Here is a 13,455-nt window from a genome sequence, read left to right as displayed (position 1 = left end):
GGGGGCGGTGCCAAGCCGGCATGGCCTGCCGGCGGTATGGTGCGCCGTTAACAGCCCCCTTACTGAAGCGTACGCCGGTTGCCGTTGCGGTACTGCGGCGCAATGGCGCTCTGGATCTGGGCCTTGAAACGGCCGATCAGCTCGCTGTTGTCCTTGTCCCAGGGATGGAAGCCGGGCTTGAAGTACTCGAGCCAGGTCGGCGCCAGGCTGGAGAAGGTGCCCTTCACCCCCCACATGCGCCAGAGGCCCTTGGCGGTGTCGCGGACCGACACGTTGGCCCGGTCCCGCAGCATCATGCGGCCGGTGTACCAGGAGCCGACCAGCGCCAGCGCGGTGGTGCTGAACACCTGGTAGAACGCCCGCTCGGCGTAGGTGCCGCCCACCTGCTGGAACACGTCGTAGGCTACCGCCTTGTGCTCGGTTTCCTCAATGGCGTGCCAGGTCCACAGCGGGCGCATGCTCTCGTGCATGTCCTCGCGCACGTCATCCCGCTCCAGCAGCATGTCTGCCATCATCGCGGTCATGTGCTCCAGGGCACAGGTGATGGCCAGCTGGTGGCGCTTCGGCAGCTTCTTGGCCACCCCGAGGATCACCCGCAGATCCCGCTCCATCTCCTCAACGGGCATGCCCTGCTCCCGCACGCGGGCGTTCATGGCATCGTGCTCCAGGGAATGCATGGCCTCCTGGCCGATGAACCCACGCACCTCGGCTTTGAGCTTGGGATCGTCGATGCTGTCCCGGTAGGCGCGAACCGAGTCCACAAAGAACTGCTCGCCCTCGGGGAACAGCACGGACAGCGCGTTCATCATGTGGGTCAGGAACGGGCTCTCGTTGAGCCAGTACCGGGGCACCTGCCCGTCAAACTCAAAGCCCATGCGCTGGGGCTTGATGGCGACGTTGTCCGGGGTATGGGAAGCCTGGCCCTTGGTCGGGCGCTTCCGGGCGGTCGTTGCGTTCGTTGATGTCTGCATGGCGTTACTCCTCTGCGACGCGCGCTTTGGCTGATGTCATGGCACCAGTGTGCGGCGGTCAAGGGGCATCGTGAAGGCGAGAAGGGGCCGTCCATCGTTCCGAATGGGACAAAGCGGCGGCCCCGGGCCCCGCCGATTGACCCCGGTGACAGAACGGCGCCGGCACAGGGCCCTCTGCCCGCGGTGCCGGCATCTGATAGAGTCGGTAGCGTCTGATCGACCTCATTCCTCAGGAACGCGCCATGGCCACGTCCACCCCCGAACACGAACGGCAGATGCTGGGTTTTTTCCTGGTGCCCGGCGTCTACCTGCGGGTGATGGCGGAGACCGTCCGCAAACTTGGCCACAACGACCGCCCGCTCTACGAGGGGCTGTCGTTCACCGCCGAGGACCTCAAGGCCAACGACAGCCGGGTGTTCGTGACCGACGCGACGATCATGGCCCAGCGCGCCGTCGCCCTGGCCGGCCCCGACGGCCTGAGCTTTGCCCTGGCCCGGGAACTGCGCCTGACCATCCATGGCACCTTGGGTTTTGCCGCCCTCACCAGCCCGACGTTCGCCGGCGCCCTGGATTCGGTGCGCCGCTACCTGCAGCTGCGCGCGCCCTTCCTGACCATGAAGCAGTCGGTCACCAAGGATCAGGTGCTGGTGCAACTGTGTGCGGAATTCGAGGTGCCGGCGTTGCACGGGTTTCTGGCGGAAACCGTGTGCGCCACCCTCATGCTACTGACCGAGCAGCTGCTGGACCGGGATGACGCCGCCCGTCAGGGGTTCCTGCTGGACAACGGTCGGCTGTCCGGCGTCCGGGTGGCGCTGTCCGGCCCGGAGCCGGCCTACTACCGGCGGTACGCGGACCAACTGCCGGTGGACATTGAGTACGGCCAGCCGGAGGAACTGATGCGTTTTCCCCGGGGCCTGTTGGACGTGCGCATGCGCCTGGCGGATGCGGAGGCCTCGGCCCAGGCCCGGGAGCAATGCGAGTTTGAGCTGCAGAAGGCGTTGCGGGAGCAGGGCGACATTGCCCTGGCGGTGCGCAACATGCTGCGCCTGACCCCGGGGCCGTTGCCCTCCCTGGATGCCATGGCGGAGCGGTTCTGCGTGTCGTCCCGTACCCTGAAGCGGCGGCTGGCGGACCGGGACACGAGTTACCGGGAGATTGTGGAGGCGGTGCTCAAGGATCGGGCCATTCAGTTGCTCCGCTACACCAATCAGTCGGTCAGCGAGATTGCCTACGAGCTGGGCTACGCGGACCTGTCCAACTTCAGCCGGGCGTTCCGGAAGTGGACGGGCAAGTCCGCCAGTGAGTTTCGCGAAGGGGGGCCGGATCCGGCGCCCGAGGTGGGGCCCTGAGGGTTGGTGCTGGCCTCGGTTGGTTCGGGGGTTGGGAGTGGCCTTCGTGTTTTCTGGCTTTGTAAGTGGGGCGCGAGGCGGGGTGGTCCTTTCTTCTGGGGAAAAGAACTCGCTTCGCTCAGACACCTTTTCCCCGGCAGAAAGGACCACCCCACCCCACGCCCGCGTTCCACCGGGTAAACGCTTGGAAAAGATTTTTTGACACGTTTTATCCCTGATCCGGTCGGTTGGGAGGTTGGAGGTTGTTGATTTAGCAATCGGGTGGTTTGCGCCGGGTTGTGTCTCCCGCGTTTCGTCCGTTCAGAACGTCCTTGTACCTTCTTTCCCTAAAAAGACCGTCATCTAAAGCGGTTTCCCGCCAAGCGTTTTCCACCTAAAGTCAGGTAGATGGGGGGTTGGGGATTATGGGACCGCCAGGAAAACGGTGTCTGAGCGCAGCGAGTTCGTTTTCCCAAGGGCCCGTAATCCCCAACCCCCCGTCCAGCCCGTAGGCCCGAAACCACGAAGGTCAACGCCAAAAGCCAAAAGAAGGACCACACCATGAACCACCAGGACACCCACAGCAAAGTCATCGGCTACCTGCTCTGGATCTTCGGATTCCTCGGGTCCCACCGGTTCTACTACGGCAAACCCGTGACCGGCACCATCTGGTTCCTCACCCTGGGGCTGTTCCTGATTGGCTGGATCATCGACTTCTTCCTGATTCCGGCCATGGACCGGGAAGCGGACCTGCGCTTTCAGTCCGGGCCGATCAGCTACAACCTCGCCTGGATACTGCTCACCTTCCTCGGCGTGTTCGGCATTCACCGCATGTACATGGGCAAGTGGATCACCGGCCTGCTGTACCTGCTGACCGGCGGCCTGTTCCTGATTGGCGTGCTGTACGATTTCTGGACCCTGAACGACCAGATCTCCCAGCGCAACGCGGAGCGCCCCCTCGGTTGAGGGCGCAACCCGGGCTGAAATGCAGACGGCGTTGAGGTCCGGGGGGCGCTGACGCTCAGACGGTGAGCGCCCGGACCTTGTCTTCCAGAGACGCGGCGGTGGCCTGCTCGGGGGCGACCGGGGTGTCCGCCAGCAGGTGGATGCGGGACCAGAAGCGGCGGGGCCAGTGGCTCAAGGCGGGGCCGCCGCAGTGGCTGAACACGCTGCCCCAGAGGCCTTTGAGAGCCAGGGGCACCACCGGCACCGGGCGGCGCTGGAGAATGGTTTCCACGCCGGTGCGGAAGGTGTCGATCTCGCCGTCGGTGGTCAGTTTGCCTTCCGGGAAGATGCACACCACGTGGCCGGCGGCGAGTTCCTCGTCGATGCGCTCAAACGCCGCGTTGTAGATGTCCGGCACCTTGGCCCTGGGGCCAATGGGAATGGTGCGGGCCAGGCGGAAGAAGGCGCCCAGCACCGGGGTGGCAAAAATCCGGTAGTCCATGACAAACCGCACCGGGCGGCGCACGGCGCCGGCAATCACCAGGGCGTCCATGTACGAAACGTGGTTGCACACCAGCAGCACCGGGCCCTCTTCCGGGATGCGGTCGAGATTGTGGTGGCGCACCCGGTAAATCGTGTGGGACAGCACCCAGATGACAAAGCGCAGGGCAAACTCCGGCACCTGCTGGTACACAAAACCCGCCACCACCAGGTTCATGATCGACAGCACCAGGAAGAATTCCGGGATGCTCAGGCCGAACAGGCCCAGCATGAGGATGCCCAGCAGCGCGCTGGCCACCATGAACAGGGCGTTGAACACGTTCAGGGTGGCGATCATCCGGGCCCGGGTGTCGGCGGGGGTTTCCCGCTGCACAAACGCATACAGCGGCACGATGAACAGGCCGCCGAAGGCACCGATGGCCATCAGGTCCAGGGCCACCCGGCGGTAGCCGGCGTCGGTGAAGATCGTCAGCCAGTCGCTGGGCACCGGGTGGGCGGGCATGCTCAGGTAGAGGTCGAGGCCAAACAGGCTCAGGCCCAGGGAGCCAATGGGCACGATGCCCAGCTCAATGCGGTGCCCGGAGAGCCGTTCGCAGGCGATGGAGCCCAGGGCGATGCCGACGGTGAACACCGCCAGCAGCACCGTGACCACGGTTTCGTCCCCGAGCAGCTCGTCCCGGGCGAAGGCGGGGAACTGGGTGAGGTAGGCGGCACCCAGGAACCAGAACCAGGAAATGGCGAGAATGCCCAGCAGCACGTTATGGTTGGCCCGGGCGATGGCCATCAGTTTCCAGGTTTCCTGCAGCGGCCGGAACCGCACCTGCAGATCCGGCGCCGCCGCCGGCGCATCCGGCACCTGGCGTGCGGCCAGATAACCCAGTACCGCCACCAGCACCACGGCCACCCCAATCAGCGGCCCGGGTGCGGTTACTTTCATCATCACCCCGGCGCAGATGGTGCCCACGAGAATCGCCACGAAGGTGCCCATTTCCACCAGCGCGTTGCCGCCCACCAGCTCGGATTCCTTCAGCGCCTGGGGCAGGATGGCGTACTTCACGGGCCCGAAGAAGGCCGATTGGGTGCCCATCAGGAACAGCACCAGCAGCAGCATCTCGTACCAGCCAAACCAGAGGCCGACGGCAGCGAGCCCCATCAGCACCACTTCCGCGAGCTTGATCCAGCGGATCACCTTGGCTTTCTCGTAGCGGTCGGCGATTTGCCCGGCGACGGCGGAGAACAGGAAGAACGGCAGGATAAACAGGAGGGCGGCGAGGTTCACCACCACGTCCGTCGGCATGCCCAGCAGTTGGCCGGCACCGTAGGTCACCAGCAACAGCAACGCGTTCTTGAACAGGTTGTCGTTAAACGCCCCGGCAAACTGGGTGATGAAAAACGGCAGGAACCGTCGCTCAGACAACAGGCGAAACTGGCTGTGATCTTCCATTACCCGGGGCTTCCTGACATAGGGATGGTCGCAGACTAACCGCGCCCCGGGAGCCGGTCAAGCGCCCTGGACGCGGCCTGTGGCCCGGTTCCGGGTCCTCCTGGCGCTGGTCCCGGTGGGTGGTTCAGGCGGCCACCGAGTCCGCCTGCGCCACCGGCACTTCCAGGCGTATCCGGTCGCCGTCGAGCAGTACGGGGTACACCCGCACGCTGACAGTGTCGTCTTCCAGGCAGCGGCCGGTACGCAGGCTGAAGTGCTGCTTGTACAGCGGCGAGGCCACCACGGGTTCGCCCTGGATGTCCCCGGTTATGCCCCGGGCCAGCACGTTCGCCCCGCTGAACGGGTCGCTATGGCTGATGGCAAACAGCGCCGGCAGCCGGTGTGGCAGGTAGAACACGGCCACGGGGCCGTCCTCGGTCCACACGGCGATGCCGGAGTCGGGGACCAGGTCGGCGACGGTGCAGACGGGTTGCCAGTTCGTTTTTGCTTTCATTTGGTTGCTCCTTGTTGGGTTCGGTGCTCGGTTTGATTTTTTGGACCTGGTTGGGTGGTGGAGGCGTCCGGGTTGGGGGGTCCTTTTCTTTTGGGAAACGAACTCGCTTCGCTCAGACACCGTTTCCTCGACAGAAAAGGACCCCCCAACCCGAACGCTATGAACCAAGCAGATAGCGCTTTTAAAACAAGGACTGGCGGCTTCTCTTGGATGCGCTGGCCCTGCCGCCAGTCCCCAAACTCACCTCTCTCCACATTCTGTTTTTTTAACCCGCGATACCTTCAACCAGCGATACCTTCGCAGTCCGCAAGACCGGTGGCCTGGGGGGCTTTCCTGCAGGGGAAAAGGTGTCTGAGCGCAGCGAGTTCTTTTCCTCGGAAGGAAAGCCCCCCAGGCTGCCGGTCACGCCCGCAGAACCCGCAGGCTACAAGACCACGCCCGCAACCCCCGCAGGCTACGATTCCGAGACAACCTCCAGAACAGGCCGCCGCTGCCCGCGCTCAGACGTCCACTGCTGAACCGGGTCCTTGCGTTCCGGCGCGTTGACGAACTCGCGGAAACGCTTGCGCTTCTCGGGGTCCTCGACGGCGGTCTTCCACTCGCACTGATAGGTGCCCACCAGATCCGCCATGTGCTGCTCCAGCTCCGCGCCAATGCCCAGGCTGTCCTCCAGCACCACCTGCTTCAGGTACTCCAGGCCGCCCTCCAGGTTCTCCATCCACACACTGGTCCGCTGCAAGCGGTCCGCCGTGCGCACGTAGAACATCAGCACCCGGTCAATGGCCTGCACCAGCTGCTCGTCGGACAGATCCGTGGCAAACAGGTCCGCGTGCCGGGGGCGCATGCCGCCGTTGCCACAGACGTAGAGGTTCCAGCCCTTGTCCGTGGCAATCACCCCGATGTCCTTGCTCTGGGCCTCCGCGCATTCGCGGGTGCAGCCGGACACCGCCATCTTGATCTTGTGGGGCGAGCGCAGGCCCTTGTAGCGGTTCTCCAGGAAGATCGCCATGCCCACGCTGTCCTGCACGCCGTACCGGCACCAGGTGCTGCCGACGCAGGATTTCACCGTTCGCAGGGACTTGCCGTAGGCGTGGCCGGTCTCGAAACCGGCGGCGATCAGCCGCTCCCAGATCTCCGGCAGCTCGCCCAGGGTGGCGCCGAACAGGTCCACCCGCTGGCCGCCGGTGATCTTGGTGTACAGGTTGTAGTCCCGGGCCACCTCCCCCAGCACGATCAGCTTGTCCGGGGTGATCTCGCCGCCGGGGATGCGCGGCACGATGGAGTAGGTGCCGTTTTTCTGCATGTTGGCCATGAAGGTGTCGTTGGTGTCCTGCAGGGGCACGTGGTCCGTGGCCAGAATGTGGTCGTTCCAGCAGGTCGCCAGAATCGAGGCGACGGTCGGTTTGCAGATGTCGCAGCCCTGGCCGCGGCCGTACTGTTTGAGCAGGCCCCGGAAGGTGCGGATGCCGTTCACCTTGACCAGATGGAACAGCTCCTGGCGGGTGTGGGGAAAGTGCTCGCACAGGTCGGTGCTGACCGCCACGCCGCGTTTTTCCAGCTCGCTGTCCACCACCTTCTTGAGCAGCGCCGCGCAGCCGCCGCAGCCGGTGCTGGCGCGGGTTTCGGCCTTGACGCCCGCCAGGTCCGTGCAGCCGGCGTCCAGGGCGCCGCAGATGTCGCCCTTGGTGACGTTGTGGCAGGAACAGATGGACGCGGTGTCCGGCAGGGCGTCGGCGCCCAGGGCCGGGGCGTCGCCGGAGTCCGGCAGGATCAGCGCTTCCGGGTTGGCCGGCAGGGTGATGCCGTTGAGGGCGTATTGCAGCAGCGTGTCGTAGGGGCCGTTGTCGCCCACCAGGATGGCGCCCAAAAGGTGCTTGCCATCCTGGCTGATCACCAGGCGGCGGTAGTGGCCGGCCTGTTCGTCGTGGAAGCGGATGTTGCGGGCACCGGGGGTCTGGGCGTGGGCATCGCCGATGGAGCCGACGTCTACCCCCAGCAGCTTGAGCTTGGTGCTCATGTCGGCGCCGGTGAAGGCGGCGCCGCTGTCGCCGTTGAGGGCGGCGGAGAGGGTGCGGGCCATGGTGTAGCCGGGCGCCACCAGGCCGAAGATGCGCTGGTTCCAGAGGGCGCACTCGCCGATGGCGTGGATACGCGGGTCCGACGTGGTGCAGCGGTTATCGATGACGATGCCGCCGCGCTCGCCCACATCCAGGCCGCAGGCCCGAGCCAGGGTGTCCTGGGGGCGGATGCCGGCGGAGAACACGATCAGGTCCGTCTCCAGGTCGGTGTCATCGGAGAAGGTCATCCGCAGCCGGGCCGATCGGCCTTTCACGATGGCGGTGGTGGCCTTTTCGGTGTGTACCTGCACGCCCAGGTCTTCGATTTTCTGGCGCAGCAGTGCGCCGCCCTGATCGTCCAGCTGCACCGGCATCAGGCGCGGGGCAAACTCCACCACGTGGGCCTCAAGGCCCAGGCTTTTCAGCGCGTTGGCGGCTTCAAGGCCGAGCAGGCCGCCGCCGACCACCACGCCGGTGCGGGCGCCATTGGCGCTGTCGCGGATGGCGTCCAGGTCTTCCAGCGTGCGGTAGACAAAGCAGCCGTCCTGGTCGTTGCCGGCAATCGGCGGCACGAACGGGTAGGAGCCGGTGGCGAGCACCAACTGATCGTAGGGGTAGACGCCGTCGGGGGTGGTGACCACCTGGGCGTCCCGGTCTATGGCGGTCACCGGCTCGCTCAGGTGCAGGGTGATGCCGTGCTCCCGGTACCAGTCCTCGGTGCCCATGGCCAGATCGCTGTGGGTGGACCCGGTGAAGTATTCGGACAGGTGGACGCGGTCGTAGGCGTGCTGCTTTTCCTCGCCGAACACCCGGACGTCGAACGCGGCGGCGGCCGGGGACTGCGCGAACTGTTCCAGGAAGTGGTGGCCGACCATGCCATTGCCGATCACGATCAGGGTCTGTTTGCTCATGGGGTTCTCCTCGTCAGAACGCCGCCGGATCAGGCGGCGGCCTCGCAATAGGGTTTGCCAAAAGGCAGTTTGGCGCGCATGTCGGCAACGCTGTCGCCTTGGCGGATGCGCTCCTGGTACCAGTCGCCGTCCCGGGTATCGCCGACCAGAACCGCGCCGACCAGGCGCTGGTCGCGGATCAGCAGGTGGCCGTAATGGCCGGCCTCGCGGTCCTGCCAGACCACGGATTCGGTGCCGGCGTCCGGGCTGTGCTGCCCGCAGGAAAACACGGCCACGCCGCTGATCTTCAGGCGGGTGGCCAGCGCGTCGTCGTTGGTCTCCGGGGCGCTGACGCCCTGTCCGGTGAGGTGGCGGGCCAGCCGCTGGGCCTGCTGGTAGCCGGGCGCGACCAGACCGAAGGTGCGGTCGCCGCGCTGGCAGCATTCGCCAAGGGCGTAGATGTCCCGGTCGCTGGTTTGCAGTCGGGCGTTGACCCGGATGCCCTGGCCACACTCGAGGCCGGCGGCCTCCGCCAGGGACCGGTTCGGGGCAATGCCGGTGGCCACCACCACCAGATCGGTGCCCAACACGGTGTCGTCGTGCAGCTGTACCGCGCGCACCGACCGCTGGCCCAGCAGGCGTACCGGCGCCGTGCCGGTGGTGATGGTCAGGCCCCGGCTGCGCAGGTGGTCGGCCAGGACGGCACCACCATTGGCGTCGAGCTGGCGGTTCAGCAGGTGCGGCGCCCGGTGCAGGACGGTGACGTCCAGGCCCCGCCGGCGCAGGCCGTCCGCCGCCTCCAGGCCCAGGAAGCCGCCGCCCACCACCACCGCGCGGCGGTCGTGGTGGGCCCGGGCAATGAGGGTCCGGGCGTCCGCCAGGTCCCGCAGGGTGGCGACGCCGTCCAGGGCCATACCCGGCAGGTCCGGGCGAACGGCCCGGGCGCCGGTGGCCAGCACCAGGGTGTCGAAGGACTGCACCCGGCCGGTCACCGTGACCACGCAGCGGCGGTCACGGTCGATCCGCACCACCGGCTCCCCCGGGTGGACGTCGATGCGGTGCCGGCGGAACCAGTGGTCCGGCTGCAGGCGCAGGTTCGCCTCGTCGGTGTCCCCGGCCAGCAGCGCGGACAGCTGGATACGGTTGTAGGCGGGCGCCGGCTCGGCACCGAACACCACCACGCGGTCGAAGGCGCCCCGTCCGGCGGCCACCAGTTCCTCCAGGAACCGTTGGGCCACCATGCCGTGGCCGCACACCACCAGCGTTCGCGAATCCTTCCGTGCCATGCTCCGTTCCTCCTTAACCTGCCGCCCCGGATACGGGCGTCGGGCCAAATAAAAAAGCCGGAGCCTCGCAGTCCTGATAGGACGTTGAGGGTCCGGCGCCAATGCCAACAACAATGATCTGATGGTCCGGCCGAGTCCTTGGCCGGGACGTTCATCCCTGGTCAGACCAAAGCGATCTCCGTGCCAGGTTTGCAACTCTTTGAAATACCGTTATTTGGTGTCATTCAGTGGTCTCGCCGCGTGCCCGTTCCGCCCTGGAGTGCACCGCAACGGGGCGTTTTGCACGGCAATGAGGCCCGTGCACCCGCGGTGGTGCCTGGCCCGGGAATTGCTCGGTCTCCGGCAGGAAGCGCGTTCCCCGCGCCGTTAGCATTGCCCAGGAGGGTCCCATGAACGCCCGAGCCAAACGCCCCGCCCCGCCAGCCCCGGATGCCGCCGATTTTCTCATTGCCTCCCGGCAGTGCGAGCTGGCGCACCTGCAGCATTTCCTGGAGCTGGGCCGTCTGATCCAGACCATTGGCGATCTGGTGCATGGGCTCCAGCAGGAGCGGGGCGCCTCCAACGTCTACCTGGGGTCGGCCGGGGGCCGCTTCGCCACCGAGCGACAGGGCCTGCTGCGGGAAACCGACGGCTACCGGCAGGCCTTTGATGGCGCGCTGCTTGAGGCCCGGCCCTCGCTCATCGGCCATCCGGTCAGCAGCCCCTTGCTCAACCACGTCGCGTGCGCCCTGCACGGTCTGTCTGGCCTGCCCCGGTTGCGGTCTCGGGTGGCGGCCTGCGAGATTACGGCGCCGGAGGCGACGGACGCTTACGCCCGGCTGATTCACAACCTGATCGCGGTGGTGTTTGAGGCCGCCGACATGGCGGTGGACCCGTCCATTGCCGGGCTACTGGTGGCCATGGTGCACCTGATGAACGGCAAGGAGCTGTGCGGCCAGGAGCGGGCGGCAGGCTCCGCCGGCTTCTCCAGCGGCCGCTTTTCCGATGCCCTGTCGGAGCGCATGGTGCACCTGGCTGAGGCACAGGAGCGGTGTTTCGAGGTGTTCGAGCAGTTCGCCAGCGACGACGCGGTGGCGCTCTGGCGGGACCTGCGCGGCCACGAAAGAGAGGCTCAGATTGAGCACTTGCGCCGGCTTGGTTGTTCCGTGGGGCCGTACAAACCCCTGGACCAGGCCCTCGCTGACCGCTGGTTTGCGCTGATGAGCGAGCGGATGGACGCCCTCAAATCGGTGGAAAACGCCCTGGAAGCCCGGTTCCACGCCCGCTGCGCCGAACGCTACGCGGAAGCCCGCCATGCCCTGGCCCATCAGGAGACCCTGGTGGCGTCCCTGACCGAGGGCGGCACGCCGGCGTCGCCGCGGCTGGCGCTGTGCGACCCGCACGCGGAACCCGGGCAGGTGGACGCCTGGGCGTCCGAGGAGCTGGCGGGGCCATTTGGCCGCTCGTTGCTGGATCTGGTGCAGGATCAGGCCCGCCGGCTGCAGCAGATGACCGACGAATTGCGCACCGCCAAGGACGCCCTGGACGACCGCAAAACCCAGGAAAAAGCGGTGTTGCTGCTGATGAAGCACCGCAACCTCACCAACGATGACGCCCATCGCCTCCTGCGCAAGCTGGCCATGGACCAGGGCAAGAAACTGCCCGAGGTGGCCCGGGCGGTGCTGGCCATGGCCGACGTCCTGGGCTGAGCGTGGCGGCGGGCCTGCCCGCGCTCAGGCCCGGGCGGCCCGTCTTTCTTCCGGCGCCGGGCTCGCGGCCGCGGGCGCCCGGGGGGTGAGGGTTTCCAGCTTGCGCTGTTTCTCGTACAGGAACCGCAGCACCGCCTGGCGGTAGCGGGCATAGTCCGGGTCCTCGGCCAGGGCCACCCGATCCCTCGGTCGGGGCAGGTTGATGTGCAGATCCTCGCCCACGGTGGCCGCCGGGCCGTTGGTCATCATCACGATGCGATCGGACAGCAGCACCGCTTCGTCCACATCGTGGGTGATCATGATCACGGTGTTGCCCAGGGACTGGTGAATGGCCATCAGCGAATCCTGCAGGTGCGCCCGGGTGAGCGCGTCCAGGGCGCCGAAGGGCTCGTCCATCAGCAGCACCTTGGGCTTCATGGCCAGGGCACGGGCGATGCCCACCCGCTGGGCCATACCGCCGGAAATTTCCCCCGGTCGCTTGTCGGCGGCGTGGGCCATGTTCACCAGTTCGAGGTTGTGCTGGATCCATTCCCGCCGGGCCTTCCGGTCCAGGGTATGGCGGAACACCTGGCGCACCGCCAGCTCCACGTTCTCGTAAACGGTCAGCCATGGCATCAGGGCGTGATTCTGGAACACCACCGCCCGCTCGGGCCCCGGCTCGGTGACCTCGCGGCCGTCCAGCACGCAGCCGCCCCGGCTGGCCCGCAGCAGGCCGGCGACAATGTTGAGCACGGTGGATTTGCCGCAGCCGGAATGACCGATCAGCGAAACAAACTCGCCCCGGGCGATTTTCAGGTTGACGGTATCCAGGGCATGAAAGGTGCCCCGGGGGGTGGGAAAGGTCATGTCGACCCCGGTCAGTTCAAGGTGGGCGTTAGGCATTCCAGGACACTCCTTTCTGGAGGGTGAGCATGAGGCGATCCAGCAGGAAGCCGATCGCGCCGATGGTGAGCACCGCCACCATGATCCGGCTGAGGGAATCGCTGCTGCCGTTCTGGAACTCATCCCAGACGAATTTTCCCAGGCCCGGGTTCTGGGCCAGCATTTCGGCGGCGATCAGCACCATCCAGGCAATCCCGAGGGAGACCCGCAGGCCGGAGAAAATCATCGGGATGGCCGCCGGCAGCACCACCTTGCGCACGTGGGTCAAGAACGGCAGGCGCAGCACCCGGGACACGTTCACCAGGTCGTCGTCCACCTGGCCGACGCCGGTGGCGGTGTTGATCAGCGTGGGCCAGAGGCTGCACAGGGTGACGGTGACCACGGAGGTAACGAACGACTTGGCGAACATGGGGTCGTCGCTGACGTAGGTGGCGGAGACCACCAGGGTCACCAGCGGCAGCCAGGCCAGCGGCGACACTGGCTTGAACAGCTGGATCAGCGGGTTGCAGGCGGCGGCCACCCGCTGGTTCAGGCCAATCACAATGCCCAGGGGCACGGCGATCAGCGTGGCCAGGGCGAAGCCGGTGAGCACGGTGATCAGGCTGGTGACAATCTGGTCAATGAAGGTGGGCGCCCCCGGATAGGGGCGTATCCGGGTCTCGGCGTCCGGGTTCTTGGCCAGGATGCGGGCGTTGCGCTGCTCCTGCATGGCCACGAACTGGTCGGCCCGGGCCTGTTCCGCCTGATGCTCCTGCCAGAGCTGGCCGGCCTGCTCCCAGACGCTGGCCGGGCCGGGAAAGGCGCCGAGGGAGGTCTGGACCTGCGGCGCCAGCACCTGCCACAGAGCCAGGAACAGCGCGATACCCAGAGCCGGCAGCGTCAGGGACGCCAGCCAGGCCCGGGGCGCCGGCCGCCGCTGCCAGAGGCGGCGCAGCCAGGGTTGGGCGGTGGTGTTGGTTGCGGTTGTCAT

General features: G+C 66.7%; 10 protein-coding genes. 3 read left to right on the top strand and 7 right to left on the bottom strand.

The genetic code is table 11. The features are described from left to right. Positions 1-59: 59 nt before the first annotated feature. Positions 60-971: a metal-dependent hydrolase gene (locus V3388_RS11445; protein WP_336367683.1), complete on the bottom strand. Its 912-nt coding sequence runs from the start codon at positions 969-971 to the stop codon at positions 60-62. Between the two features lie 242 nt (positions 972-1,213). On the opposite strand from V3388_RS11445, the gene V3388_RS11440 reads away from it, so the two are divergent. Together V3388_RS11440 and V3388_RS11435 are read left to right on the top strand one after the other, a co-directional pair. Continuing rightward, positions 1,214-2,320 (top strand): AraC family transcriptional regulator, encoded by a 1,107-nt coding sequence (locus V3388_RS11440; protein ID WP_336367682.1) that lies wholly within the window; start codon positions 1,214-1,216, stop codon positions 2,318-2,320. 540 nt (positions 2,321-2,860) lie between these two features. Next, positions 2,861-3,265, top strand: coding sequence for a TM2 domain-containing protein (locus V3388_RS11435; RefSeq protein WP_336367681.1), 405 nt, complete (start codon positions 2,861-2,863; stop codon positions 3,263-3,265). A gap of 55 nt (positions 3,266-3,320) precedes the next feature. Here V3388_RS11435 and V3388_RS11430 read toward each other — a convergent pair whose 3' ends face one another. The 4 genes from V3388_RS11430 to V3388_RS11415 all read right to left on the bottom strand — a co-directional run bounded on the left by V3388_RS11430 (position 3,321) and on the right by V3388_RS11415 (position 9,915). Further along, positions 3,321-5,189: an MFS transporter gene (locus V3388_RS11430; RefSeq protein WP_336367680.1), complete on the bottom strand. Its 1,869-nt coding sequence runs from the start codon at positions 5,187-5,189 to the stop codon at positions 3,321-3,323. Positions 5,190-5,313: 124 nt separating this feature from the next. Further along, positions 5,314-5,682 (bottom strand): nitrite reductase small subunit NirD, encoded by a 369-nt coding sequence (gene nirD, locus V3388_RS11425; RefSeq protein ID WP_336367679.1) that lies wholly within the window; start codon positions 5,680-5,682, stop codon positions 5,314-5,316. A 454-nt stretch (positions 5,683-6,136) separates the two neighbouring features. Next, positions 6,137-8,650, bottom strand: a complete 2,514-nt coding sequence (nirB, locus tag V3388_RS11420) for a nitrite reductase large subunit NirB (RefSeq protein ID WP_336367678.1) — start codon at positions 8,648-8,650, stop codon at positions 6,137-6,139. Between the two features lie 29 nt (positions 8,651-8,679). Then, positions 8,680-9,915: an NAD(P)/FAD-dependent oxidoreductase gene (locus tag V3388_RS11415; protein WP_336367677.1), complete on the bottom strand. Its 1,236-nt coding sequence runs from the start codon at positions 9,913-9,915 to the stop codon at positions 8,680-8,682. A 389-nt stretch (positions 9,916-10,304) separates the two neighbouring features. Here V3388_RS11415 and V3388_RS11410 point away from each other — a divergent pair, with 389 nt between their 5' ends. Further along, positions 10,305-11,603, top strand: coding sequence for a nitrate- and nitrite sensing domain-containing protein (locus V3388_RS11410; protein WP_336367676.1), 1,299 nt, complete (start codon positions 10,305-10,307; stop codon positions 11,601-11,603). 24 nt (positions 11,604-11,627) lie between these two features. On the opposite strand, the gene V3388_RS11405 is transcribed toward V3388_RS11410, so the two are convergent. Both V3388_RS11405 and V3388_RS11400 read right to left on the bottom strand, forming a co-directional pair. Next, complete coding sequence (locus V3388_RS11405) at positions 11,628-12,485, bottom strand: ABC transporter ATP-binding protein (protein ID WP_442915640.1); 858 nt, start codon at positions 12,483-12,485, stop codon at positions 11,628-11,630. Continuing rightward, positions 12,478-13,455, bottom strand: a complete 978-nt coding sequence (locus V3388_RS11400) for an ABC transporter permease (RefSeq protein WP_336367675.1) — start codon at positions 13,453-13,455, stop codon at positions 12,478-12,480. The genes V3388_RS11405 and V3388_RS11400 overlap by 8 nt, the downstream gene beginning before the upstream one ends.

The organism is Marinobacter sp. C2H3, assembly GCF_037080155.1.
In the GTDB taxonomy this organism is placed as follows: Bacteria; Pseudomonadota; Gammaproteobacteria; order Pseudomonadales; family Oleiphilaceae; genus Marinobacter.
Note: the sequence above shows the minus strand (reverse complement) of the source record. Positions and strands in the feature narration are given on the sequence as shown.

Excerpts from the sequence above, each read along its gene's own strand:
- V3388_RS11445 (WP_336367683.1), bottom strand. The coding sequence starts at position 971 with ATGCAGACATCAACGAACGCAACGACCGCCCGGAAGCGCCCGACCAAG.
- V3388_RS11440 (WP_336367682.1), top strand. The coding sequence starts at position 1,214 with ATGGCCACGTCCACCCCCGAACACGAACGGCAGATGCTGGGTTTTTTC.
- V3388_RS11435 (WP_336367681.1), top strand. The coding sequence starts at position 2,861 with ATGAACCACCAGGACACCCACAGCAAAGTCATCGGCTACCTGCTCTGG.
- V3388_RS11430 (WP_336367680.1), bottom strand. The coding sequence starts at position 5,189 with ATGGAAGATCACAGCCAGTTTCGCCTGTTGTCTGAGCGACGGTTCCTG.
- nirD (WP_336367679.1), bottom strand. The coding sequence starts at position 5,682 with ATGAAAGCAAAAACGAACTGGCAACCCGTCTGCACCGTCGCCGACCTG.
- nirB (WP_336367678.1), bottom strand. The coding sequence starts at position 8,650 with ATGAGCAAACAGACCCTGATCGTGATCGGCAATGGCATGGTCGGCCAC.
- V3388_RS11415 (WP_336367677.1), bottom strand. The coding sequence starts at position 9,915 with ATGGCACGGAAGGATTCGCGAACGCTGGTGGTGTGCGGCCACGGCATG.
- V3388_RS11410 (WP_336367676.1), top strand. The coding sequence starts at position 10,305 with ATGAACGCCCGAGCCAAACGCCCCGCCCCGCCAGCCCCGGATGCCGCC.
- V3388_RS11405 (WP_442915640.1), bottom strand. The coding sequence starts at position 12,485 with ATGCCTAACGCCCACCTTGAACTGACCGGGGTCGACATGACCTTTCCC.
- V3388_RS11400 (WP_336367675.1), bottom strand. The coding sequence starts at position 13,455 with ATGACAACCGCAACCAACACCACCGCCCAACCCTGGCTGCGCCGCCTC.